This is a genomic window from Enemella dayhoffiae, assembly GCF_002250625.1.
GTDB classification, from domain to species: Bacteria; Actinomycetota; Actinomycetes; order Propionibacteriales; family Propionibacteriaceae; genus Enemella; species Enemella dayhoffiae.
This window is the reverse complement of the sequence record NZ_NMVQ01000043.1, coordinates 19,986-43,268: the sequence shown is the minus strand read 5'-3', so window position 1 is coordinate 43,268 and position 23,283 is coordinate 19,986. Positions and strand designations below refer to the sequence as shown.

The window sequence follows — 23,283 nt, the reverse complement described above, 5'->3', positions numbered from 1 at the left end:
CCGAAGTCACTTTCCTAACCTCTACGTTCCACGAGTAGGTCAGGGAGCGTTCGGGTCACGGGGTCGGGGTATTCGGAAGCGGGCATGGCGGGTGGGCTTCCGGTCCGCGTTGAAACACGTCGGCGGGATCACGAACGGCAACCCGTCGGTGTCGAGTCTGATGGCCCAGCGTTCGGGGTTGTCGGCATTCCAGGGTCGGTCGCGGGCGGGTTCGACCTGGCGGTGGTGGTGTGGGCACAGCAGCACCAGGTTCCACAGTTTCGTGGGGCCGTACGCCCACCACGGTTGGATGTGGTGGGCCTCGCAGTCCTCGGGCGGATGGGTGCAGCCGGGGAACACACACCCCTTGTCGCGGGCCACGAGAGCGGCCCGGATTTCGGGGGTGACGAGCCGCTGCGGGGTGCCGACCTCCATCGGGACGCCTTTGCCGTTCATCACGATTGGCAGGATGTCGGCATCACACGCCAGCCGGCGGAGTTCGGTGGCCGAGAGGTGTTCCCCGCACGACACCTGCGCCGTACCGAGCCCGGTGCGCAACGTCTCCAACGACACCAGCACAGAGATCCGGGGACGATCACCGCCGTTGCGGGGTGCATCACCGACCTTCGCGGCCCGGCGGATGAGGATCATCAACGCATCCGCCCGCATTTGTGCCCGGGTCGGCGGGACCGCGTCGGTTCCCGTGACCACTCGCCACAGCGCCGACTCGTGGGCTTTCAACAACGCGGCGAGTTCTTCCCCGTCGGCGAGCGGGAGCTTGCCGGCCAGGAGGTAGGAACCGTGATGATCCGGCGCCAACGACAGCCGCCGGTTCTTCTCGGCCTGCAGCCGTTCGGCTTCCAGACGGGCGGCTTCGGCGGCGTCGGTGCCGTCGGGATCAATGGTTTGACGGACGTGCAGGGAAAGTTTGCGCAGGTCGTCGGGGGCGAAGTCGGCGGCGAACCCGACCATCAGCTCCTGCGCCTGCTGCAACTCTGCGGCCGACAGAGTCTCGGGGAGGTTCTGAAGCCCGTTGAGGATGCCGCGGATCTGGCTGTCCGACAGCAACCCCGCGCAGGCGGCGTCAGCGATCGTGGTGAAGCGGCCGAACAGAGTCGTTGCCTGGTTCACGATCCGGCGTGCCTCGCGGCTGCTGTGCCGATGCTGCCGAGTCAGGAAGGTGGCGGTCGAGCACAGGTGCAGCCGTTCGGCCGCTTCGCGCTGCTGCGCCTCCGCGACCAGCTGCGCGCGAGCGGTCTGGGCCGCGGCAACCTGCGCATCGGCCATCTCGATCAGGGCCAGGATTTGTTCGTCGGTGAGCAGTGCGAGGTTGTCGAGCTCGGGCAGCATCGACACCGCGGTGATCACCGTGGGGGTGGCGGCTGTTGTGCTCATGGTTCAAGTACATCAGTCGGGTCTGACAGTCCGACCCCTAAAACGGCCCAAAACCGCTGTGTGGGCAGAAAAAGTTCGGAAAAACTTTGGCCACTCCAGTCACAGCGCTTCCCGAGAGGCCTCGACTCACAAGCTCGCTCAGCCAACGTTCTGTGGGAAAGCGGCTTCGACAAGCTCAGCCACCGTGCGGCTTCTCGCAAGCTCGCTCAGCCACCGTGGGCCTGAAACTGGACGTTGGGCGCTGAGGTGGTGGAGGCGGAAAGGGCGTCGGGGCGTGGTCGGGCGTACCGAGCTGAAGACCAGACCGGCGGCAGCACAAACCCAGACCGCCAGCGAGGTGGGCGGGAGGCCCTTTCCGCCGCAACCACCGGAGGTGACCAGGACAAGCTTTCCCGGCAGGACCAGACCCCGGACCCGCTGCCGGTGCAGAACCCGCCGCCCCGCCGGTGCCCGGTGGGGAGCATACGCAACCGATAGAGCGGATGCCGGGTGAGTGCGGTCGGATCGTTCCACCGCTCGCGGAACAACGTGTCAACGTCATACACCGCCGGCCCGGTGATCGCCGCCTGCGTGTCGTGCCACGGCGGGGTGTCCCCATATTCCGCCGACATCGGCAGGCCCTGCTTATCCCCGTCGTGGCGAGCCGTGTCCCGGCGCGAGTGGCACAGGTCGATCCCACCCACGTAGGCGATGTCGCGGCTCGGGTCCTCGCCGTGCCTGATCACCACGAACTTCTGGTGGTGCGACCCTCCGGTGCGCACCCGCATGTCGAGCAGCACCTCGGCCCCGGCCTCCTGCAGCAGCTTCCCCATCTGCCGGTTCTCCGCGGCGGAGAAGGCGAACTTGTCCCAGTGCGAGCGCCAGATCAACCCGCGCACGTCGACCCCGCGCTTGGCCGCGGCGCTGAGCACGTCCTCGATCTCCGACTCGGGGTCGTCGGTCAGCTTCTGGTTCGCGTCCCCACGCCAGACGGTGAACAGCACCAGGTCTCCTGGGCCGGTCTCCTGCAGCCGCTGGTAGAGCTCGGCGAAGTAGGTCGCCCCGTGGATCAGCGGCCGCACCCGGTTGCCCGAGCACCACGCCTCGCCGTTCGGGTGGCGCTTGTCCGGGATCGTCGTCGGGTTGCCGCGCTCTGCCGCGGTGATCAGCCAGTCGGTGTAGTGGGCCACTCCACCAGCCAAGTTGCAAAACGGCGCAGGTCAAGGCGTACGCTCGGCGAGCGCTCGGGCCACCCGCTCCGCGACCTCGGCGTACGCCTCCGGCAGGATCACCTGGTAGGCCCACCGCCGACCCCCCACGATCACCTCCACCGACCCGACCAGGGCCGCCGGCAGCACCATCGCGGCAGCGGGGTGCTGCGGCTCTCCCTCGACGGCGGCGAGACCTGGTCCCGGTCGCGCACCCTGAACCCCGGCCACCACGTGTACCAGTCGATGACCGTGCTGCCGGACGGTTCGCTGGCGGTGCTGTGGGAGAACGAGATCCAGGGGCTCTACCTGACCGTGCTGCCGACCGACTGGTTCGACTGATCCCGGGCGCCGGGACCGCGCGTTTCGCTTTGGCTCGGCGGTTTGCTTTACTCAGCCGCGTCGTGCCCGTCGGGGCGGGAGCGGAGGAAGTGCAGATGTTCGAGCGGGTACGCCGCCGCCTCGCCACGCAGCCGGCCAGCGCCTGGGGCGGGGCGCTGGGGTCGTTTGTGATCTACACGCTGCTGTCCACCCTGCAGTGGCGCCGTTACGAGTCGCCGTCGTGGGACCTCGGCATCTTCACCCAGGTGGTGCAGCAGTACGCCCGGCTGCAGCCGCCGGTGGTGCACATCAAGGGTGCCGACTACAACATCCTCGGCGACCACTTCCACCCACTGCTGGCCGTGCTCGCCCCCATCTACGCGCTGGCACCCTCGGCGTACACGTTGTTGGTGCTCCAGGCGCTGCTGGTCGCGGTCTCGGTGTTCTTCATCGCCAAGGCCGCGCACGAGCAGCTCGGCCGCGCCGGCGGGTGGCTGATCGGGATCGCGTACGCCCTGTGCTGGGGGGTGCAGCAGGCGGTCGCGGTGCAGTTCCACGAGGTCGCCCTCGGCGCCCCGATCCTCGCCATCTCGCTGTGGGCGATGCTGCGGAGGTCGTGGTGGACCGCCGCGATCTGGGGCGGGCTGCTGGTATTCGTCAAGGAGGACCTCGGGCTGACCGTGCTGGTGCTCGGCCTGGTGCTCGCCTGGCGGTCGAAGAACTGGCTGCTCGGGGGCGGGCTGGCCGCCTGGGGACTGGCGATGTTCGCGCTGACCACCAAGGTGATCCTGCCGGCGCTGAACCCGAAGAACCAGTACGACTACGACAAGTATCTCGATTTCAGTGAGGTGCTGGCGAACCCGTTCGGGCACCTGGCGGAGATCCTGACCAACGACAAGAAGATGGCGACGGTGCTGCTGCTGCTCGCCTGCACCGGCTTCTTCCTGCTCCGCTCCTCGCTGGGCTTCCTGGTGCTGCCGACCCTGGCCTGGCGGTTCCTGTCCAACAACGACGGGCACTGGGGCCAGACCTGGCACTATTCGCTGCTGCTGATGCCGATCGCGTACGCCGCAGCGGTCGACGGGATCGCCACCCTGCGCGACTCGAAGGTGCCGTTCTTGAAGGCGTACGCCACCCACGGCGCGGTGGTGGTGCTCACCTTCGCCCTGGCCATCTCGAACCAGCTACCGCTGTTCGAGTTGCGCAACCCCCAGCAGTGGGTCACCGGAGGCCGGCAGGAGTCGGCCCAGCGGGTGCTCGACCTGGTGCCGCCCGAGGTGACCGTCGGCACCGACGTGTCCCTGATGGCCTACCTGGTCAGCCGACGCGACGTCTACTACATCGGCCAGGAAGGCAACCCGGTCGAGGACTACCTGGTCATCGACAACGTCGGCGGCGGCTGGAGCCAACAGGTCGACGTCGCCACCTACGGCGGCCAGATCCACCCCGGCACCCAGTGGCGCAAGATCTTCGACGAGAACGGCTACCAGGTCGCCCGCCGCGCCTGACCCCTCCCAGCGGTGCGGGTCAGGCGGTACGGGTGCGCGGCGAGACGACCGGGGCGACCCGGCGCCGCGCCACCGCGGCGATCGAGGCACCGAGGCCGACGACCAGCCAGAGCAGGGTCATCCCGACCGCACCGGCCACACCGCCACCGTCGGTCATCACCGCGCGGATCCCCTGCAGCACCGGCGTCAGCGGCAGGAACGGGACCACCGTGTCGAAGAATCCCGGTACCGCCGAGGTCAGCCCCGCGGCCGCCGTCAGCGTCACCAGCACCACCGACACCAGCCGACCGAAGCCGCCCCACCACGCCGCCAGCGCATGGTTCAGCACCGCGAACGTGGCCCCGCCGAGCAGCATCAGCGCCAGCACCCCCAGGGTCTTCGGCAGCGACAGCCCGAGCACCAGCTGCCCGACCACCGTGAGCAGCACCGCCTGCACCGCGGCAATGGCGGCACCGGGTGCGATCGCCCGGGCGGCGAGCTGCCAGGTGGGCCGGCGTGAGGTGAGCACCCGGGCGGCCACCGCACGCACCACCAGATAGGTGGCCAGGCCACCGAGCCACAGCGCGAGCACCATCAGCAGCGAGGTGGCGGTGGACTGGGCAATCAGCTCCGGGGTCCCCTGGCCGGCGACCGGCTGGGCGACGACCCCCTTGAGGTTGCCCCGGTCGGCCTCGGTGTAGTGCGGCACCTTGTCCGCACCCTCGGCGACGCCGTTGGCCAGGTCGCGCTGGCCCTTGGCCAGTTGCTGGCCACCGTCGGCGGCCTTGGCCAGTCCGTCGGCGAGCTGGGTACCACCGTCACCGAGCTTGTCGGCGCCGGGCTTGAGCCCGGTGGCAATGCCCTCGGACAGCTTGTGCGCGCCGTCGGCGGCGGTACCGATGCCGTCGACGTACTGGCCGACGCCGTCGGACAGCTTCCGGATCCCGGGGGCGAGTTGACCGACTCCGTCGGTGTACGCCTTGGTTCCGTCGGCGAGCTGGCGTACGCCGGCCGCCTGGCCGGGCAGCCCGTCGAGCTGGCTGATCAGCCCGTCGGCAAGCTGGTTCACCCCGCCGACATACTGAGTCAGGCCACCCGAGAGCTGGCTGGCCCCGTCGGCCGAGGCGGCCACCCCGGCGAAGTACTGTCCGGTCCCGTCCCGGTACTGCTGGGCACCGGCCTGATACTTCTGCACCCCCTGCTGGTACGCCGCAGCGCCCTGCTGGAGCTGGGTCACGCCGGGGCGGAGCTGGGAAACCCCGTCCCGCAGCGGTTCTGCCGCCTGGCTCAACTGCTGGGCACCCCCGGCCAGCTTCTGCCCTCCGGCCGGTAGCTGGGAGCCGCCCTGGACCAGGGTGTTCCCGCCCTGCTTCAGGGTCTGGCCCTGGCTGGACAACTGCTTGGATCCGGCGGCGAGGGTGCTTGCCTGCTGGCGGAACTGGGCCTTCTGGGCATCGCTCATCAGGTCGTACTGCCCGCTGGAGATGACGGCGAGATATTGCTGCAGGCCCGCGTCATAGGTCTTCACCCCGTCGGCGTACTTGCCCACCCCGCTGTTGAACTGGGTGACTCCGCCGACGTAGCTGCCGACCCCGTCGGCGTACTGCTTGGTCCCGGCCGCCTGTTGGGAGAGGCCGTTGCTGAAACCGCCGACCCCGTCGACCAGCTTGGCGGTGCCGTCGACCGCGCGGCTCAGCCCGCCGCCCAGGCCGGCCGCTCCCTGCCCGAGCTCGGCGGCGCCGTCGGCGAGCCCGACCGCCCCGCTCTGCACCGCGGGAGTGTTCTGCTTCAGCTGCTGCATCCCGTCTGCCAGCTTCGCGGCGCCACCGGCAATCGGCGCTCCGGCATCGCGCAGCTGCTGCACCTGCGCCTTCTTCTGGTCCGCGCCCGCGGCCTGCTGCTCGAGCCCGGCGGCCACCTGCTCAACTCCACCGGCGAGCTTGGGGCCGTTGGCGGCCAGCTGTTCGGCCCCCGAGGCGGCCTGGCTGGCACCGGTCTTCAGCTGCAGACCGCCCGTGTGAGCCTTGTCGAGCCCGTCGGCGAGCTGGCTCGAGCCGGTCGCGGTCTGTCCGATGCCGTCGGCCAACGACTTCTGACCGTCGGCCAGTTGCCGCGACCCGTCCTTGGACTGGTTCAGCCCGTCGGCCAGCCCCTGACCGCCGTCGGCGAGCTTGGCGGTGCCGTCGGCCAGTTCCTTGAACGACTCACCCGACTTGTTGAAACCGAGGTACACGTTGTCCAGGTAGGCCTCGGTGAGGGTGGTGTTCAGCTGCGCCCGGGCGGTCTCGGCGATCACCTGGGCGACCCCGGCGTCGGCGACGCCGACGGTCTCGGAGGTCTGCACCCGGATCGTCGCCCGGCGCGCCTTGGCCGGGTCCCCGGCGTACGAGGTGGCGTTGGCGGAGAAGTCCTTGGGGATGGTGATCACCGCGGCGTAGCGACCCGACTTGAGCCCGTCGCGGGCGTGCGACTCGTCGGCGAGCACCCAGTGGAAGTTGTCGTCGCGGCGCTCGGTCAGCCCGGCGGCAAGCTGGCGGCCGAGCGGCACCTTCTGCCCGTTCAGCTCGACCATCTCGTCCTGGTTGACGACGGCGGCCTCGACCCGGTGCAGGCGTTCCTGGGAGTTCCAGGTGGCGCCGAGGAATCCGAGCGCGACCAGGATCGGCACCAGCAGTACGCCGATGATCGACCACCAGCGCACCGGCTGGTCGTGGCCGGACCGCTCCAGGCTGAACAGTGGGTTGCCCATCAGTGCTCCTGCTTTCCGTTGCTGGCAACAAGTTCTGAGGTCTGGTGAGAGATGGGTTCGGCCAGGGTGAACGCGTCGAACCCGCGCGGGGCGAGATCGGCGACGACCTCCACGTCGGCGACGCCGAGGATCACCCCGGGACGTCGCTCGCCGTCGCCGGCCTCCTCGATCAGGCTGGCGATGGCGGCCCGCTCGTCGTGATCGCCGACCGCATCGGCCCCGTCGACGATGATCAGCTCCACCTTCTCGTCGCGCAGCGCCGCGGCCAGGTCGCCGCGGATCGACGCGTGGGCGGCGGTCCCGTCGGGGTGCCGGGCGTCGATCAGCGCGACCCGACGGCGTACCGCTCCCGCCTGCTCGGGCAGCACCAGGCCGGCCACCTTCACCTTGCCGTCAACCGCCCGGGTACGCCCGGCCAGCCCCAGTAGCAGCGGGCTGCGGACGTCGGGCTGACCCTCGATCACCAGCACCTGACCAGGCGCCAGGTGCAGATCGGCCGGTGCCGACAGCGGACCGTGGTGATCGCGTACGCCGAACCCCTCGGTGTGCAGCACGTCGGTGCACCCCGGGCAGGGCCAGTTCCGCAACGACAGCATGTGCTCCAGCGCCTCCCCCTCGACGTCGAACGCAGGCAGCCGCTCGTCCAGCCAGCGCGGCAGCCACCATGCCTTCTCCCCGAGCAGGGCGAGCACCGCGGGCACCAGGGTCATCCGGACGATGAACGCGTCGACGGCCACACCGACCGCGAGCCCGAACGCGATCGGCTTGATCGGGCCCTCGCCGTTGGGCACGAAGAACGCGAACACCGCAAACATGATCACCGCGGCGGCGGTGACCACCTTGGCCGAGCCGACGAATCCCGTGTGCACGGCCTTGTTGGCCCTGTTCGGGTCTCGCGGGTCACCGTGCACGTAATCCTCGCGCATCCGCGAGACCAGGAACACCTCATAGTCCATGGCCAGGCCGAACAGGATGCCCATCAGCAGGATCGGATAGAACGAGATCACCGGCTGCGGCTTCTCCAGGTTGATCAGCCCGGCGAACCAGCCATAGGAGAACACCATCGCGGTGGCGCCGAAGGCGACACCGACCGACAGCAGATAGCCGATGGTCGCCTTGATCGGCACCGCGATCGAGCGGAACACCATCGTCAGCAGGATCAGCGAGAAACCGACCACGAAGATGCCGAACGGCACCAGGGCCGCCGCAAGCTTGTCGGAGATGTCGATCTGGATCGCGGTGACCCCGGTCACCGCGGTGTCGGTGCCATAGCGCTGCAGCCACTCGTCGTGCTTGTCCCGCAGCGCCTGCACCAGTTCCTTGGTGGAGTCGTCGGTGGGTCCGCCGGTCGGCACGACCTGCAGGAAGGCAGTGTCGGCATTCAGGTTCGGGGTGCCCACCGGGACCGAGGCCACGCCCGGGATCCGCTGCACCTCCGCCTTGAGGTCGTCGACCAGCTTCAGCGGGTCGTTGGAGTGGATGATGTCGGCGGTGACGATCAGCGGACCGTTGTATCCCTTGCCGAAGTGCTGCTCGATCAGGTCGTAGGTGACCCGATCGGGGGCACCGGCGTGATGCATCCCGGAGTTGGGCAGCGACAGCCGCATGTCCTTGGCGGGCACGGAAAGCGCACCCAGACCCACCAGCACGATCACCACGGTGACGATCGGGAAGCGGGTGACCAGGCGTACCCATCGGGTCCAGATGCTCCGCTCCCGCCGCGCGGCCACCTGCTCATGGTCGATCTCGCCGCGGGCGTGCTTTGGCCGGAGCCGCTCACCGAGGAAGCCGAGGAAGGCCGGCACCAGGGTGAGCGCGACCAGCACCTGCAGGGCGACGGTGATCGCGGCGAAGATGCCCATCGCGGCGAGGAACGGGATCCCGGCCAGGCACAGCCCGACCAGGGCGATCACCACGGTCAGTCCGGCGAAGACGACTGCGGAGCCGGCGGTAGCGGTCGAGCGTGCCGCCGACTCCTCCACCTCCATGCCGTGGCCGAGCTGATCGCGGTGCCGGGAGATGATGAACAGCGCGTAGTCGATCCCCACGGCCAGGCCGAGCATCAGCGCCAGCATCGGTGTGGTGCTGCTCAGGCTGGTGAAGCGGGTGGCGAACAGCATCGGTGCCATCGACAGCAGGACCCCGATCAGCGCGGTGGCAACCGGCACGAATCCGGCCAGCACGCTGCCGAAGGTGAGGATCAGCACCACCAGCGCCACCCCGACGCCGATCGCCTCGACGGCGGAGATCTTCGGCACCTCGACCGAGAACGCCTCACCGCCCATGGTCACGCTGGTGCCGGGCGGCATCTGCGCCTGAACCTGGTGCGCCTGTTCCTGCAGGAGCTCCCGTTCGGCGTCGGTCACCTCGCTGGCGTCGGTGTGCTTGAGCGAGACGTTGATCATCGCCGCGTCGCGGGCCGGGTTGATCATGCCCTTGATGAACTCGTCGAAGGGGGAGCTGACGTTGTCGACCAGCGGCACCTGCTTGAACAGGTCGAGGCTGCGCTCGATCCCCTGCTTCACCTGCGGGTCGTCGACGGTAAGCCCCGGAGGCGCGACCACCAGCACCGTGGCGCGGACGCCGGCCACCTGCGGGAAGGTCTGCCGCAGATGGGTCAGCGCGGCCGCCGCCGGGGCACCGGGGATGTCGAACTTGTCGGAGAACTTGCCCATCGTCGCCGCACCCAGCCCGACCAGCAGGACGAGAGCGGCGAGCCACGCCGCCAGCACCTTGCGGCGGGCCCGATAGCAGGCCCGGCCGAGCTCGTAGAGGAATGACGACACCCGCACACCTTTCGATACAGATCTGTATGCGATACAGAAATGTATCCGATACAGTGGTGTACGCAAACTTTGTCAGTGGTTATGCCCGGCCGGAGCCCCCACCGTGCGAACCTCGAGATTCACGCCGCAACCGCGACCGGGGCAGGAGGACCGAATGATCGTGCAGCCCGAGGCCACCCTCTCTCCGCGGCGTGCCGAGACCCGCCGCAGGTTGATGACCGCCGCGATCGAGGTGTTCGCCGACAAGGGGGTGAACGGCGCCAGCGTCGAGGAGATCTGTGAGCAGGCCGGTTTCACCCGGGGGGCGTTCTATTCGAACTTCGACTCCAAGGACGAGCTGTGTGCCGCGTTGCTGCGCGACCTGTGCCAGCAGCACCTGGCCGCCGCGGAGACCGCGATCGCGCAGGTCCTGGACACCGGCGAGCAGCCGCTCGATGAGCTGATCGACTCGGCCGTGGACACCTTCGTGGCCATCCAGCCGACCGACCGCAACATCCAGCTGCTGCAGCTGGAGCTGCGCCTGCACGCGGCCCGCAACGCCGAGTTCGCGGTGATGTTCAACGAGTTGGACGCCGAGATGAGTGAGCTGTTCGGGTCCCTCATCGAGCTGGGGCTGCGCCGCCGCGGCGTACACCTCAGTCTGCCCGCGCGCCAGGCGATCGACCTGCTGCATGCGGTGCACGAGGCGGGCAACTTCGACCAACTGCTCGGCCGCACCACCCCAGGCGCCGGCACCTCCGACCTGAAGGCGCTGCTGCGCAACCTGGTACGCCCGGTACAGGACTGACGCACCTGGTCGAGCGCACCCAGCAACAGATCTGACTAGTATGACCGGTCAGAATGGTTGTACCGTCTGGGTATGAAAACGATCAGCAGCACCGAGGCCAAGGCCACGCTGAGTGCCCTGCTGGCCGAGGTCGAGTCGACGGGCGTCTCGATCACCATCACCTCCCACGGCCGTCCGGTGGCGGTGGTGGGCCCCGTCACGCCGCAGCAGCGGAGGTTCGGGCATCTCCCGGGCCTCGAGGTGCCCGACGACTTCGACGCGCCGCTGTCCGACGACGAGCTCGCTGCCTGGGAAGGGCGTACGGCGTGACCGCGATCCTTCTCGATACCAACGCCCTGCTCTGGCTGACGGCCTCGCCCGCGCGCGTGAATCCGCAGGCGCTGGAAATCCTCCAGGACACCGCGAACGAGCTGTACGTCTCCGCAGCCTCGGCCTGGGAGATTGCGACGAAGACGCGCATCGGCCGACTCAACGGTGCCGGACTGCTGGCGGGCTGGAGCGACACCCTCCGAGCCCTGACCGCGGACGACCTCCCGATCGACTCCGCCGATGCATCCCTGGCCGGTCAACTCAACTGGGAGCACCGCGATCCGTTCGACCGGATGATCGTCGCCCAGGCCACTCGGCGCGGCCTCGCGATCGCGACGAGCGACCGAACGCTGGGCGCGGGAGCGATGACCCCGGTCATCAGTACCCGCTGACCAGCCGGCCCAGTGCCGGGGTCGCGGCCGCCAGCGCGAGCAGCGCCGCAGTTCTGCTCGACCCGCTGCCAGAACCGGACCAAGGCCGCGGCCCACCGGGCCCGCCGCCGCTGAGCGGGCGGACTCACCCGACGGCCTGCTCGGCGTACGCCTCCCCCACCAGGCCGATGCCCTCATCGATCACCGCACCGGCGGTCGCGGCATACCCCAGCACGAGCCCGGGGCGACCGGGGAGCTGGGTGTGCCAGGACAACGGGTGCACCTTGACCCCGCGTTCGAGCGCCGCCGCAGCGAGCGCCACGTCGTCGGTGCCCGAAGGCAGCGTGATCGTCAGGTGCACCCCGGCGGCCGCGCCGTGCACCTCCGCGTGCGGCAGGTGCCGCTCGATCGCCTCGATCATGGCGTCGCGCCGCCGTTGCTGCTGCCGGCGCAGGTGGCGCAGCTGCCGCTCCAGCGCTCCGCTGGTGATCAGCCGGGCGAGCACGAGTTGCGGCAGGGTCGCATTCCCCAGGTCGGTGTCCCGCTTGAGCACCGCAAGCCGGTCCCGCATCCGGGCCGGCGGCAGCAGCCAGCCGATCCGCAGCGCCGGGGAGAGGGTCTTGGAGACGCTGCCGGTGTAGCAGACCAGGTCCGGGTCCAGGCAGCGCAGCGCCGAGACCGGCGCGCGGTCGTAGCGGTGTTCGGCATCGTAATCGTCCTCCACGATCAGCCCGCCGGTCCGCCGGGCCCAATCCAGCAGGGCGTGCCGGCGCTCGGGCGCCATCGCGACCCCGGTCGGGAACTGGTGCGCGGGGGTGACCAGCACCGCAGCCGCCCCGCTCGCCTCGAGCGCCGCGATGTCGGGCCCGTCGTCGTCAATGGGTACCGGCGGGGTGGCGAGCCCCCAGGCCCGCAACGCTCCCCGCGCACCGAGCGAGCCGGGGTCCTCCACCGCGAACCGGGTCACACCGTCTCGGTGCAGCAGCTGCGCGAGCAGGGTCAGCGACTGCGCCACGCCGGCGACGATGATCAGCTCACCCGGGTCGGCGACGATGCCGCGGAAGCGAGCCAGCCAACCGGCGACGGCCGCGCGCAGCTCCCGGGTACCCCGCGGATCGGGGTAGCCGAGCAGTGGGGCGGGCAACTCCTCCAGCACGGCCCGCTCGGCGCGCAACCAGGCGGCCCGCGGGAAGGCGGTCAGGTCCGGCCGGCCCGGGGCGAGGTCGATCCGCGCGGGCAGCTCGCGCAGATCGTCGACCAGCCCCGCGGCGGGTGCTCGGTCGAAGAATGCCGCCCGGTCCGGCGCGTCCGGCCGGGGCTGCGCGGCCCCGGTGGCCGTGCGCGCGGCTGCCTCGATCAGGGTTCCGGCGCGGCCGCGACCACGGATCCGGCCCTCATCGCCGAGCCGGCGGTACGCCTCGGTGACGACCCCGCGGGACAGGCCGAGCCCGTCCGCGAGCTCGCGGGTCGGCGGCAGGCGCGAACCGACCGGGAGCCGGCCGTCGTCGATGGCGGCCCGCAGTTCACCGGTCAGCCAGTCGGTCACGCCCACGCCGTCGGGCCGCGCCGCCGGGTCGAGCTGCAGGAAGTCCAGTCCCGACGGTGCCGCAGGCGAGCGTTTGGACTCATCGATCACGCCCACTTTGGCCCTGTTCACCGGTCCATCATGCCCGATTTGCTGGCTCCATGATGAAATCTGTTCTCGGCGGGGCCCTGGCGATGGGCATCGTCGGTGCCAGCACAGCTGTCTCCCACCTCCTGATCGACGCCCCGCTGTTCACCGCCCAGGCCATCCGGTACGCCGCCGCGGCACTGATGCTGATCCTCGCCGCGCGCGTCCTCGGCGTACGGGTCCCGATGCCGCGCGGACCGGAGTGGCTGTGGCTGATCGGGGTGGCCGCGATCGGCCAGGTGCTCTTCAACATCGGAGTGGTACGGGGGCTGGCGCATGCCGAACCGGCCGTGCTGGCGGTCGCGGTCGCCGGGGCGCCGGTCATCGTCGCCGTGGTCGGTCCCTTCCTGGAGGGTGGCCGGCCGCGGGCCGCGGCGCTGGCGGCGGCGGGCGTGGTCGTCGCCGGCTCCGGGCTGGTGATCGGCTTCGGGCGTACCGACCCGACCGGTGCGCTGCTCGCGCTGCTGTTGCTGGCCTGCGAGGCCGGGTTCACCCTGCTCGCGGTGCCGGTGATCGGTCGCCTCGGCGCCTGGGGTGTGTCGGTGCACGCGGTCTGGCTGGCGGCGGTGATGTTCGCCGTGATCGCGCTGCCTCTCGAGGGCCCGGCCGCGGCGCTGAGCCTGACTGGTCCGGCGTGGGCCAGCATCGCCTTCCTCGCCGTGGCGGTCACCGCGATCGCCTTCGTCTGCTGGTATTCCGCCGTGCGCGGGCTCGGCAGCGATCGGGCCGTGCTGCTCGCGGGGCTGGCACCGGTGGCAGCCGCCCTGGCCGGGGTCGCACTGGTCGGCGGGGTGCCCGGGCCGGGGGTCTGGGCCGGCATGGGCCTGGTGGCAGCGGGCCTGGCGGTGGGACTGCGTCGCCCGCGGTTGACCGCGGCCTCGACGCCTGGCGGCCTCGCATGAGCGAGTTCGGGTACGCCGAGGAGCTCCGCGCCGAGTTCGCAGAACTGTCCTTCGGCACCATGCTGGTCGAACTGGACCACGATCCCCGGCGGCCGGACACCGAGATCGCCGCGCTGCTCGACCGGGCGACCGCACGGTTCGCCGACGGGCCGGAGTCCGGCCTGGCCGAGATCCGGGCCTGGCGGGCTGCGTTCGCGCGGATGGGTCTGCGGCCGACCGACTACCGGTGCGCGGCCGAGGCGCTGCTGCGGCGGTTGCGGAAGTCTGGCGAGTTGCCGGCGATCCACCCGCTGGTGGATGCCTGCAATGCCGTCTCGGCGGCGTACGCGATCCCGGTGGCGCCGTTCGATCTGGACCGGGTCACCGGTCCGCTGCAGGTGTGCCGGGCCAGTGGCGAGGAGAGCTATCTGGCCTTCTCCGGGGAGCGGCAGCACCCCGAACCCGGCGAGGTGATCTTCGCCGACGCGGCCGGTGAGGCGCACGCCCGGCGCTGGTGTCACCGGCAGAGCGGGCACTCGGCGATCCGGCCGGAGACCCGCCGGGCGCTGATCGTGGTGGAGGCGATGCACACCGAGGGGGCGGTGTCGGTGGCCGACGCCCTGGCCGAGCTCGTGCGGATCGTGCCCGGTCGGGTGGTCAGAGGGGGCCGAGAACGCGCCTGGGGTCGGCGTTGAGCGCGAGAGTCTCGAGCACCTCGAGGAGTTGCCGTTCCTCGTAGTGGAAGTGGCTCTCCATGATCGCGGCGATCCCCTCCAGGTACCGGGCGAGTTCCGCCGGCGTCGCCGATCCAGTCACCGACGACTGCAACCCATTGACGAGGTGGGCGATCATCGAGTGATCCTGCTGCAGAGACCGCAATGTGTCCCGCAGCTTTGGATGCGCAGCCGCGATCGCCGGGAACAGTTCGCGATCCTCACCCTCGTGATGCCCCGTCAACGCCGCACAGAAGCCGTGACAGAACACCAGCAGTTCTCGCCCCGCGGTCTCGGGCGAGTGTCCCGCTGCGGCAGCAGCCTGCGCGACGCGCAACGCCTGACGGAGCCGGACATGAACCTGCCGCAGCTCGGTCGCCCAGGCGACCAATCGGGCACCCTCATCCCCGGATCGCGGCGCAGACTGCGCGCCGTCCGTGCTGTGGTTCCGGGTTGCTGGCCCGGTGTCATCGCCCTCAGTCACGAGAGAGCGAAGGGGTCGACATCACCATGTCGTCCTCCCTCAGATCCCACGCCTCCATGCCTGACACAGAGTGCCACCGACACGCGACGCTGACGCCAGCCTAACAGCGCCGCACACCGTCACCAAGATCGTGAGAGGTGGGCGTTCACAGGTGCTTGCTGGCCTCGCGGATCGAGAGCGGCGAGAGCTCGGGATGGGCCGCCAGATAGCCGCGTACCCAGTCCGGATCGGTGCGGGCGTACTGCCGCAGCGCCCAGCCGATCGCCTTGCGGGCAAAGAAATCCGGGTCATCGACCGACCCCGCGATGGCATCCGCCAGCAGCGCCAGATCCGTCCCGGCGCCCCGATGCAGCTGCGCGGTGATCGCCACCCGGCGTACCCAGACATCCGGATCGACCGCCCACCGGCGCAACACCGCCGCCGCGGCCTCCGGGTGCGCCACCAGCACGCCTTCCACCAGGTGCGCGGTCTCATCGACCAGATCCCACCAGGCCCCGGTGCGGATCAGATATTCATACAGTGCAAGCGATTCCGGCCGTTCGGCGTACCGCCGGTACGCCCGTGCCCGTGCCCGCGCCACCGACAGCGCCGCGAACCGCTCCTCGCGATACTCCGCACCGTCCCAGAGTTCGCGGATCAGCCGCTCCCACTCCGCGGCCGACAGCGCCACCCCGCGCAGCCGCGCCGCGACCAGCTTCCGCACCGCAGCGTTGCCGATCCCGTGACAGGGCAGTTCGGATTTCAGGTACGCCCGCATGGATTCGGCACGCGCCGGGTCCGCGGCCGCGGCCAGCTCGGCCCGGATGGCGTGGCCTAGCTGGACCACTGCCCCAGATAGAACATCCGCGCCCACCACATCATGGTGATCACCGACCCCAGCATCCAGCCGATGTGCAGGCCCCGGTGCAGCACGATCCCGCGGCGGGTGACGGGTTTCCAGGCGATCAACTCGGCGGCGATGATCCAGATCGGGAACCACAGCAGCACCGCGCGGTTGACCGAGAAGAGCCATTCCGAGGTGGAGAAGGCGAACGCCTGCACCCCGACCCAGGCCGCCTCGGCCCACATCCGCCGCCGCAGCAACCAGCCGACGGCCAGCAGACCGAACGCCATCGAGAAGAGCTCGAAGGTGAACACCAGGTCCCAGCCGGGGTTGCCGTCATATTGCGGGCCGAGGATCACATCGAGGGTGGTCTTCACGCTCTGCCAGGGCGGGGTCCAGTGCCGCGACCAACCCATCGCCTGCGCCTCATACCACATCATCCAGGAGCCGGTGAGCTTCTTCAGATAGGCGGCGTAGGCGAACATCACCAGCGCCGGCGGGATCAACCAGACCGCCCGCTTCAGCCAACCCACGATCCGCTGACCAAACGTGGTGCCCGGGGGCATCCGCCAGGTGAGCACCATGATCCCGAGCGCACCGATCAGGAACAGCCCTGACACCCGCACCGAACAGGCCGCCGAGGCCAGGATCGCCACCTGCCACCACTTGTCGGCCCGGGCGCGTTCCCAGGCCCAGAAGGCGAAGGCGCAGAACAGCGATTCGGTGTAGGGCATCATCGTGAAGATCGCCGCGGGGGCGCACAACCACAGCACGGCGGCCCAGACCCCGCCCATCCGATACAGCGCGGCGGCGGCGAACGCCGAGGCGATCAGCGAGATCACCAGCCCGACATATTCCCCCGGGATGCCGATCGTCATGAACGCCTTGAGCAGCGCCGGCAGCCCGGGGAAGAACGCCATCCGCTTGTCGATCTCAGGATTGCCGGTGTACTGGTACCAGTCCTGGGCCAGCCCGATGTAGTGCTCGGCGTCCCAGTTGAGCAGCACCTCCGAGAAGGTACGTCCGCTTTCTGCCATCGCGAACACCGCCACCGCGACCAGCAGCAGCCGGCTCACCACCCAGGTCACGCCGACCCAGCGGCCGCCGGCCCGGTCCCAGCGGTCGATCCGGGGAGTGACCCCGGGCAGTGGGGTGCCGGGCCGGGTGCGCGGCGGGATCACCGATCGTACGCCCGCCAGGGCCTGCGCCCCGCGGCGCTGCACGTTCCCCCAGAAGGGGGTGTCCGGCGCCCCGTCGAGTACGCCACCGCTCGGGTCGTCGGCGTACGCCGAGCGGTCCCCGGGCAGCGCACCGACCCGGACCAGGTCGTGCTCGGGGCGCAGGATGTCGCGTACCACCACCGCGCACACCCACAGCTGGGTCAGCAGCCGCAGCACCGTGGCGGCCCAGAACAGCTTGTCCGGACCACCGCCACCGGGGGTGAGGTATTGCCCGAGGTGGCCCCAGATGGCCATCACATAGAGCCACTCGCCGATGCCGAAGATGATCCAGTCCCGCCACCGGGGCCGGCACAGTGCCAGGAACGGCAGCAACCACAACACATACTGCGGGGAGTAGACCTTGTTGGTGGCGACGAAGGCGACCAGCACCAGGAAGCAGACCTGCCCGATCCGTGGCCGCGTCGGCGCGAGCAGGATCAGCACCCCAATCGCCGCGCAGCCGATCAGGAAGAAGGTGGTGGAGACCAGGTTGAGGTCGACCACCGGTTTGCCGGCCAGCACGAACAGGTACCACAGCGAGCCGAAGTCGCCGGCCCGCTCGGAGTTGAAGGTCCAGAACTCCCTCCACTGCACCGGCGCGAAGATCATCACCGGCAGGTTGCTCAGCGCCCAGGCGATCAGGAAGCCGCCCAGGGTGCGCAGAAATTCGCGCCACCTGCCGGTCCGCAGGCAGAGCAGCAGCAGCGGCCCGAGCAGGAACCCGGCGTACAACTTGGCGGCCATCGACAGCCCCAGCAGCACCCCCGCGACACCCGGTTGCCGGCGCTGCCAGAACAGGATGCCGAGGGCGGTCAGCGCGACCGGCAGCAGGTCCCAGTTGATCAGCCCGGTGAGGATGATCGAGGGGGAGGCGACGATCATCAGGGTGTCCCAGCGCCGCCCCGGAGTGGAGGCGAGCTGGGCCACGACGAGCACCACCAGCAGCACGAACAGCGCCACCATGTTGACCGAATAGAACGTGTTGGTGGCCGAGATGGCCTGTTCCTCGCTGAGCCCGGGGCCGACCGGCGCCCCGAGCAGGGCGGTGATCCGGCGCATCAGCTCCAAGAAATAGCCGGTCAGCACCGGATATTCGAGCACCTGATAGTCGCCGGAGTCGAAATAGGGGACGTTTCCGTCGACCAGCCCGCGGCCGCGATAGAGCAGCGGGATGTCGGAATAGCACTGCTCGATGAACCCGTTCGGGGCGACGTTCGGCAGCACCTGCCGACACGGGTCCTGTCGGATCACCGCCAGCACCCACATCACGGTGGCGACGGCCAGTGCGACCGTGCCCGGGTTGATCCACGAGTACGCCCGGCGTCCGGTGCGAGCGGCGTGGCGGCCAAGCGGTCCACCGATGAATGTGGTCACTGCCTGGACGAACGGCTCAACCGTCGTCTGGGCGCCAGGACGGGCCACACCGCTCCTTTCAGCCGGTCACCTGCACGTGCGGTGGCCAGCCTAGGGGGAAGAGGTTCGCGGCGCAGTCTGCTGCCCGGCCTGACCGCCCTGGCCACCCGGCCCACCCTGGGTGGCCTGTGCGGTGGCCGGCGGTCTGGTGGTCGGCGGAGGCCCGGTCGTCGTTGGCGGCCGGCTGCTCGGCGGCTGGGTCGTGGGGGGTTGCGTCGTCGGTGGCTGGGTCGTCGGCGGCTGGGTCGTCGGCGGTGCCGAGGAGGTCGGCGGTGGGGTGCTCGGCGCGGCGCTGGCCGACGGGGTCGGCCGGGCGGTCGGGTTGGTCGACTTGGTCGGGGCGGGGTTGCGCGCCTTGTTCCGGTTGACGAAGGCCGGGTCGGGGAAGTCGAGCACCTTCTGCCCCTTGGTCGCCACCTTCATGTAGTCGGCCCAGGTCATCGCTGGATAGGAGCCGCCGAAGAAGGTCTGGTCCCCCGGTCGGGCGAACGGGTCGAGGTCGGAGGTGCCGGCATCGCCGGCGACGTACATCACCGCGGTCGAGATCTGCTTGGTGTAGCCGACGAACCAGGAGGAGATGACGTCATCGCGTACGCCGGCGGTGCCGGTCTTGCCCGCGACCGGGCGGTCGAGGGTGGCGACCTGGCGGCCCGTGCCCTGCTCGACCACGTTGGACAGGGCGAAGGTCACATCGCGCGCCACCCCCTGGTCGAACGCCTGCTTGCCGGTGGTGTCGGCCTTGTAGATCGAGTTGCCCTTGTCGTCGAACACCTCGCGCACCACGTGCGGGGCGATCTGCTTGCCGTCGTTGGCGAAGGTGGCGTACGCCCCCGCCATCGCCAGCGGGCTCACCTCGGGGATGCCCAGGGTGATCCGGTTGGAGTTCGGGTCCCAGCCGCTGCCGCGCGGAGCGCCGGCGTCCTCGGCGCCCTTGAGCACCTTTTCGGGGCCGTTGCTGCGGCCCTTGTCGCTGAGCTGGACGGTCAGGTCGACGAAGGCGGTGTTGATCGACTGGGCGGTCGCCTCGATCAGGTTCACCGGACCGTACTGCTGGGAGAACTCGTTGCGCGAGGGCACCGAGTCGCCCTTGGGCGTGAACGTGTCGCCCTCGAAGGTGCTGTAGAGGTTGAACCCATCACGCAGCCCCGCGGCCAGCGCGAACGCCTTGAAGGTGGACCCGGTCTGGCGGGCGGTGGTCGCCCAGTTCCGCTGGCTCTTCAGATAGTCGGCGCCGCCATAGAGGGCGAGCACCTCGCCGCTGGCGTTGTCCACCGAGGCGATCGCCGCGTGCAGCTGGTTCGGGTCCTGCTTCTTCGAGGCGCGGGTGGCGGCCTGCTGGGTGTACTTCTGCGCGGAGGCGACCGCGGCGTCCTGGGCGGCGGTGTCGAAGGTGGTGACGATCTTCAGCCCGCCGCCGGCGATCTGCGCCTGGCTCATCCCCTTGGCCGCCAACTCCTGCTCGATCATCTTCAGCAGATAGCCGTTCGACCCGGCGTACCGCTGGTTGAGCGGGATCTCGGGGAAGTCCGGCAGCTTCTGGGAGAACTCCACGGTCTGGGCGGCGGACAGCTTGCCCATCTCCTCCATCCCCTGCAGCGTGTAGCGGTAGCGGTCGAGCAGGCGCTGGTGGTCCTCGGGGTCGCTCGGGTCGAGTGCGGACGGGTTGTTCAGCACGCTGGCCAGCACCGCGGCCTGGGGAACGGTGAGCTGGTCGGCGTTCACGTTGAAGTATGCCCGGCTGGCGGACTGGATGCCATAGGCGCCGCGGCCGAAATAGATGGTGTTCAGATAGCCCTGCAGGATCTGCTCCTTGGGCACCTCGCGGCCGAGTTTCACCGCCAGGAACAGCTCCTTGAACTTCCGGGTCAGGGTGCGGTCGGAGGTCAGGTAGAGGATCTTGATGTACTGCTGGGTGATCGTCGAGCCGCCCTGCATCTCACCGCCCTTGGCAATGGTGAACGCGGCGCGGATCATGCCCGGGATGGAGATCCCGCGGTCGGTCCAGAAGGTGCGGTTCTCCGCCGCGACCACGGCATCCTTGATCGAGGCCGGCATCTTGTCGTAGTCGATCGACTGCCGGTTCTGGATCATGAAGTTGCCCATCCGCGTTTCGCCGTCGCGGAAATAGACATAAGAGGTGTTCGACTGGAACTCGGCGTTCGGGTCGGGGATCTCGGTCCTCTGGTACGCCCAGGCGACGCCCACGACACCGGCGATTCCGGTGACCAGCCCGGCGATCAGCAGGACGGTGAGCGTGCGCAGCGCGATGGCCTTGAACCTGCCCCGCTGCTTCTTCGAGCCCTTCGCTCGACTCGACGTGCGCTTGGCGGGTTCAGCCATAGATATCCTCGACGGTCTGCTGACGGCGCGGTGGGCGGCGGCGTACGCCGTCACCGAGCAGGTAGGACTGGATCATGTGGTTCCATCCGCACTCGGTGCACACCTCGACCACGCACACCTTGAACTCACCGAACTCGGACTGCATCTCCTCGAGCTCACGGGTGTTCTTGATCCGCCCGGAGTATTGCCCGAGTTGATCGCCGAACACATAGTTCAGGTGGACCATCGGCGTGTGCGTGCAGATGGGGCAGGAGTCGGTGGACTCCTCACCGTGGTGCAGGGCGGCCCGGATCAGCATCGGGTCGGCGTCGCAGGCGTCGTTCGGGGTGAGCGTACGCACGCGTCGCCGCAGCGCGGACAACGTGTTCCGGCGCTGCAGCGAATAGTCGATGACCTCCCGGCGGCTCCACATGGCGTCCAGAGTACGACGGGGTTCCAGCGTTCAGCGGCGTCCGCGCGGCCCGCTCGGACAGTTTCAGTCGTGGCTCGGACCGGTGGCGTGGAAAACTGGACCAAGGTCGCAGACATGAGGAGTGGTAGTGAGTTACCAGGGTTACGGTTCGGGCACCTCGGGGCAGGATCCGTACGGACAGGGTTACGGACAGGGCGGGTCCGGTTACGGCCAGGACCCCTACGGTCAGGGCGGTTACGACTACGGCCAGGGCTACCAGGGCGGTTCGGCCTACCCGGGCAGCTCGGCGTACCCGGGTTCGGCCAACGAACCCAGCGGTTACGTGACCAACGACCCGTACGCCGCCCCCAGCTATCCGCCGGCGGTGCAGCACATGCCCTACGGCTACCCGAGCTACGGCTACGACGCCGCACACCCGCCGCGGCCGTCGGTCGGCTTCGGCCAGGCGATCAAGCTGATGTTCAAGAACTACGCCAACTTCTACGGTCGGGCCTCGCGCTCGGAGTTCTGGTGGGTGCAGCTGGCCAACTTCGTGGTGTACGCCGTCTTCATGGGCATGTTCATCGGGGTCTCCGTCGCCAGCGGCAACTCGAACGGCCCGGGCATGGCCGGTGGGCTGCTCCTGATCGTGATGGGGTTGGGTTATCTGGCGGTGCTCGTTCCGCTGCTGTCGCTGACGGTACGCCGACTCCACGACGCCGGCTTCTCCGGCTTCATGTACCTGATCTCGCTGTTCCCCTACGTCGGCTGGATCGCTCCGATGGTGATGTGCTGCATGGACTCCAAGCCCGAGGGCGTGAAATACGACAACCCGGACGGGACGCAGCCGGCGGTCGACTGACGTCCGCCAGCCGGGCAGTGGGTGCACTGACCCCCCGGCAGTGAAGGATTGGCTAAGAGTTCGGCCGCGCCAACGGCGATCGAGTGGCAATGGAACCATCCATGCGGCAGGCTCGTCAGCGCTGAGGCATTGCCACTCAACGAAGGGGAGAGAATGAGTTACGGCAACAACAACTACGGTCAGAGCGGTCAGGGTGGCCAGGGTGGCTACGGTCAGAGCGGCCAGGGCGACTACGGCCAGGGCGCCGGCTACGGGCAGCAGGGCGGTTACGGTCAGGACGCCGGCTACGGCCAGCAGCAGGGCGGTTACGGCCAGCAGTCCACTGGTGACTACGGTCAGCAGCAGGCGTACGGTCAGCCCTCCGCCAGCGACTACGGCCAGCAGCAGGGTGCCTACGGTCAGTCGTCGGCCAGCGACTACGGCCAGCAGGGTTACGGTCAGCAGGGTTACGACCAGGGCGCGGCCTACGGCTCGCAGGGTTATGGCACCGAGACCCAGCCCTACGGTGCCGCCGCGGCCGGTGGCGCCCGTCCGAGCGTCGGCTTCGGCACCGCGGTGAAGCTGTTCTTCAAGAACTACGCGCAGTTCTACGGCCGCGCCTCGCGCTCGGAGTACTGGTACGCCGTGCTGTTCGTCTTCCTGCTCCAGATCATTCCGGTGATCCTGATGATGGTGGGCGCCGCGGGCATCGACCCGCGGACCGGAGCTTTGCCGGCCACTTACTTCATCGGACTGGTGCTGAGCGGTCTGATCGGTTTGGCGACCATCGTTCCGATGTACTCCGCGTGGGTGCGCCGGCTGCACGACGCCAACTTCAGCGGGTATCTGGTGCTGCTGAACCTAATCAGCCTCGGCATCGTGCCGTTCATCATGGCGTTCATGGAGTCCAAGCCCGAAGGTGCCCGCTTCGACAACCCGGACGGTTCCCAGCCGGTCTCCGAGGCCTGATCCCCGCTCTCTGAGCGAGCGCAGCGAGTCGAAGGGGCGTCACCATCGCGGTGGCGCCCCTTTCGCCTTCCCGGTACGCATGATCCTCGGCCCGGCGTACGGGTCGATGGGGCTATGGCGCAATTGGTAGCGCACCTGCTTTGCAGGCAGGGGTTAGGAGCATTT

At 69.4% G+C, this 23,283-nt stretch carries 21 protein-coding genes; 10 read left to right on the top strand and 11 right to left on the bottom strand.

All coding sequences use genetic code 11. The features are described from left to right. Positions 1-39: 39 nt before the first annotated feature. From CGZ93_RS14200 to CGZ93_RS19025, 3 genes are all read right to left on the bottom strand, one after another. Positions 40-1,374 (bottom strand): HNH endonuclease signature motif containing protein, encoded by a 1,335-nt coding sequence (locus tag CGZ93_RS14200; RefSeq protein ID WP_094364813.1) that lies wholly within the window; start codon positions 1,372-1,374, stop codon positions 40-42. A 206-nt stretch (positions 1,375-1,580) separates the two neighbouring features. Beyond that, on the bottom strand, positions 1,581-2,543 hold the full coding sequence (locus tag CGZ93_RS14195) for a phospholipase D-like domain-containing protein (RefSeq protein WP_094364812.1): 963 nt from the start codon (positions 2,541-2,543) through the stop codon (positions 1,581-1,583). Between the two features lie 30 nt (positions 2,544-2,573). Then, positions 2,574-2,714, bottom strand: coding sequence for a hypothetical protein (locus tag CGZ93_RS19025; RefSeq protein WP_171197109.1), 141 nt, complete (start codon positions 2,712-2,714; stop codon positions 2,574-2,576). 12 nt (positions 2,715-2,726) lie between these two features. Between CGZ93_RS19025 and CGZ93_RS14190 the strand changes: the two genes are divergently transcribed. Together CGZ93_RS14190 and CGZ93_RS14185 are read left to right on the top strand one after the other, a co-directional pair. Continuing rightward, entirely contained in the window at positions 2,727-2,903 is a 177-nt protein-coding gene (locus tag CGZ93_RS14190) for a sialidase family protein (protein ID WP_176451779.1), read from the top strand. A 95-nt stretch (positions 2,904-2,998) separates the two neighbouring features. Beyond that, the gene (locus CGZ93_RS14185) at positions 2,999-4,390 is read left to right on the top strand and encodes a DUF2079 domain-containing protein (protein ID WP_094364811.1); all 1,392 of its coding nucleotides are present in this window, start codon (positions 2,999-3,001) and stop codon (positions 4,388-4,390) included. A gap of 19 nt (positions 4,391-4,409) precedes the next feature. Here CGZ93_RS14185 and CGZ93_RS14180 read toward each other — a convergent pair whose 3' ends face one another. After that, the gene (locus tag CGZ93_RS14180; protein WP_094364810.1) at positions 4,410-7,118 is read right to left on the bottom strand and encodes a YhgE/Pip domain-containing protein; all 2,709 of its coding nucleotides are present in this window, start codon (positions 7,116-7,118) and stop codon (positions 4,410-4,412) included. After that, the gene (locus CGZ93_RS14175; protein ID WP_141211223.1) at positions 7,118-9,904 is read right to left on the bottom strand and encodes an MMPL family transporter; all 2,787 of its coding nucleotides are present in this window, start codon (positions 9,902-9,904) and stop codon (positions 7,118-7,120) included. The genes CGZ93_RS14180 and CGZ93_RS14175 overlap by 1 nt, the downstream gene beginning before the upstream one ends. 154 nt (positions 9,905-10,058) lie before the next feature. Here CGZ93_RS14175 and CGZ93_RS14170 point away from each other — a divergent pair, with 154 nt between their 5' ends. The 4 genes from CGZ93_RS14170 to CGZ93_RS20135 all read left to right on the top strand — a co-directional run bounded on the left by CGZ93_RS14170 (position 10,059) and on the right by CGZ93_RS20135 (position 11,506). After that, entirely contained in the window at positions 10,059-10,691 is a 633-nt protein-coding gene (locus tag CGZ93_RS14170) for a TetR/AcrR family transcriptional regulator (protein WP_094364808.1), read from the top strand. Positions 10,692-10,763: 72 nt separating this feature from the next. Further along, a complete protein-coding gene (locus tag CGZ93_RS14165; protein ID WP_094364807.1) occupies positions 10,764-11,000 on the top strand; it encodes a type II toxin-antitoxin system Phd/YefM family antitoxin in 237 nt (78 codons plus the stop codon). Further along, entirely contained in the window at positions 10,997-11,392 is a 396-nt protein-coding gene (locus CGZ93_RS14160) for a type II toxin-antitoxin system VapC family toxin (protein WP_094364806.1), read from the top strand. Before CGZ93_RS14165 ends, CGZ93_RS14160 begins: the two co-directional genes overlap by 4 nt. A gap of 12 nt (positions 11,393-11,404) precedes the next feature. Beyond that, positions 11,405-11,506, top strand: coding sequence for a CGNR zinc finger domain-containing protein (locus CGZ93_RS20135; protein WP_141211222.1), 102 nt, complete (start codon positions 11,405-11,407; stop codon positions 11,504-11,506). A gap of 10 nt (positions 11,507-11,516) precedes the next feature. Here the strand turns inward: CGZ93_RS20135 and pdxR are convergent, their stop codons facing one another. Beyond that, a complete protein-coding gene (gene pdxR, locus CGZ93_RS14155) occupies positions 11,517-13,028 on the bottom strand; it encodes a MocR-like pyridoxine biosynthesis transcription factor PdxR (RefSeq protein ID WP_094364805.1) in 1,512 nt (503 codons plus the stop codon). A 29-nt stretch (positions 13,029-13,057) separates the two neighbouring features. Here pdxR and CGZ93_RS14150 point away from each other — a divergent pair, with 29 nt between their 5' ends. Both CGZ93_RS14150 and CGZ93_RS14145 read left to right on the top strand, forming a co-directional pair. Next, positions 13,058-13,945 (top strand): EamA family transporter, encoded by an 888-nt coding sequence (locus CGZ93_RS14150; RefSeq protein WP_094364804.1) that lies wholly within the window; start codon positions 13,058-13,060, stop codon positions 13,943-13,945. Continuing rightward, complete coding sequence (locus CGZ93_RS14145) at positions 13,942-14,619, top strand: B3/B4 domain-containing protein (RefSeq protein ID WP_229117474.1); 678 nt, start codon at positions 13,942-13,944, stop codon at positions 14,617-14,619. Before CGZ93_RS14150 ends, CGZ93_RS14145 begins: the two co-directional genes overlap by 4 nt. Here CGZ93_RS14145 and CGZ93_RS14140 read toward each other — a convergent pair. The 5 genes from CGZ93_RS14140 to CGZ93_RS14120 all read right to left on the bottom strand — a co-directional run bounded on the left by CGZ93_RS14140 (position 14,582) and on the right by CGZ93_RS14120 (position 21,329). Then, the gene (locus CGZ93_RS14140) at positions 14,582-15,028 is read right to left on the bottom strand and encodes a hemerythrin domain-containing protein (RefSeq protein WP_229117473.1); all 447 of its coding nucleotides are present in this window, start codon (positions 15,026-15,028) and stop codon (positions 14,582-14,584) included. The two genes, CGZ93_RS14145 and CGZ93_RS14140, sit on opposite strands and share 38 nt — an antisense overlap. Before the next feature lie 238 nt (positions 15,029-15,266). Beyond that, the gene (locus CGZ93_RS14135; RefSeq protein ID WP_176451777.1) at positions 15,267-15,947 is read right to left on the bottom strand and encodes a DNA alkylation repair protein; all 681 of its coding nucleotides are present in this window, start codon (positions 15,945-15,947) and stop codon (positions 15,267-15,269) included. Beyond that, complete coding sequence (locus CGZ93_RS14130) at positions 15,935-18,538, bottom strand: glycosyltransferase 87 family protein (RefSeq protein ID WP_094364802.1); 2,604 nt, start codon at positions 18,536-18,538, stop codon at positions 15,935-15,937. Before CGZ93_RS14130 ends, CGZ93_RS14135 begins: the two co-directional genes overlap by 13 nt. A 90-nt stretch (positions 18,539-18,628) precedes the next feature. After that, a complete protein-coding gene (locus CGZ93_RS14125) occupies positions 18,629-20,917 on the bottom strand; it encodes a transglycosylase domain-containing protein (protein ID WP_094364801.1) in 2,289 nt (762 codons plus the stop codon). Further along, positions 20,910-21,329, bottom strand: coding sequence for a DUF5318 family protein (locus CGZ93_RS14120; RefSeq protein ID WP_094364800.1), 420 nt, complete (start codon positions 21,327-21,329; stop codon positions 20,910-20,912). Before CGZ93_RS14120 ends, CGZ93_RS14125 begins: the two co-directional genes overlap by 8 nt. 127 nt (positions 21,330-21,456) lie before the next feature. Between CGZ93_RS14120 and CGZ93_RS14115 the strand changes: the two genes are divergently transcribed. Then, positions 21,457-22,170: a DUF805 domain-containing protein gene (locus tag CGZ93_RS14115; protein ID WP_094364799.1), complete on the top strand. Its 714-nt coding sequence runs from the start codon at positions 21,457-21,459 to the stop codon at positions 22,168-22,170. Positions 22,171-22,323: 153 nt separating this feature from the next. After that, positions 22,324-23,118, top strand: a complete 795-nt coding sequence (locus CGZ93_RS14110) for a DUF805 domain-containing protein (RefSeq protein ID WP_094364798.1) — start codon at positions 22,324-22,326, stop codon at positions 23,116-23,118. Positions 23,119-23,283: the final 165 nt, after the last annotated feature.

Bases quoted from the DNA above. Each gene is read 5' to 3' on its own strand.
- CGZ93_RS14180 (WP_094364810.1), bottom strand. From the start codon at position 7,118: ATGGGCAACCCACTGTTCAGCCTGGAGCGGTCCGGCCACGACCAGCCG.
- CGZ93_RS14200 (WP_094364813.1), bottom strand. From the start codon at position 1,374: ATGAGCACAACAGCCGCCACCCCCACGGTGATCACCGCGGTGTCGATG.
- CGZ93_RS14185 (WP_094364811.1), top strand. From the start codon at position 2,999: ATGTTCGAGCGGGTACGCCGCCGCCTCGCCACGCAGCCGGCCAGCGCC.
- CGZ93_RS14165 (WP_094364807.1), top strand. From the start codon at position 10,764: ATGAAAACGATCAGCAGCACCGAGGCCAAGGCCACGCTGAGTGCCCTG.
- CGZ93_RS14125 (WP_094364801.1), bottom strand. From the start codon at position 20,917: ATGGCTGAACCCGCCAAGCGCACGTCGAGTCGAGCGAAGGGCTCGAAG.
- CGZ93_RS14145 (WP_229117474.1), top strand. From the start codon at position 13,942: ATGAGCGAGTTCGGGTACGCCGAGGAGCTCCGCGCCGAGTTCGCAGAA.
- CGZ93_RS14110 (WP_094364798.1), top strand. From the start codon at position 22,324: ATGAGTTACGGCAACAACAACTACGGTCAGAGCGGTCAGGGTGGCCAG.
- CGZ93_RS19025 (WP_171197109.1), bottom strand. From the start codon at position 2,714: ATGGTGCTGCCGGCGGCCCTGGTCGGGTCGGTGGAGGTGATCGTGGGG.
- CGZ93_RS14120 (WP_094364800.1), bottom strand. From the start codon at position 21,329: ATGTGGAGCCGCCGGGAGGTCATCGACTATTCGCTGCAGCGCCGGAAC.
- CGZ93_RS14170 (WP_094364808.1), top strand. From the start codon at position 10,059: ATGATCGTGCAGCCCGAGGCCACCCTCTCTCCGCGGCGTGCCGAGACC.
- CGZ93_RS14150 (WP_094364804.1), top strand. From the start codon at position 13,058: ATGATGAAATCTGTTCTCGGCGGGGCCCTGGCGATGGGCATCGTCGGT.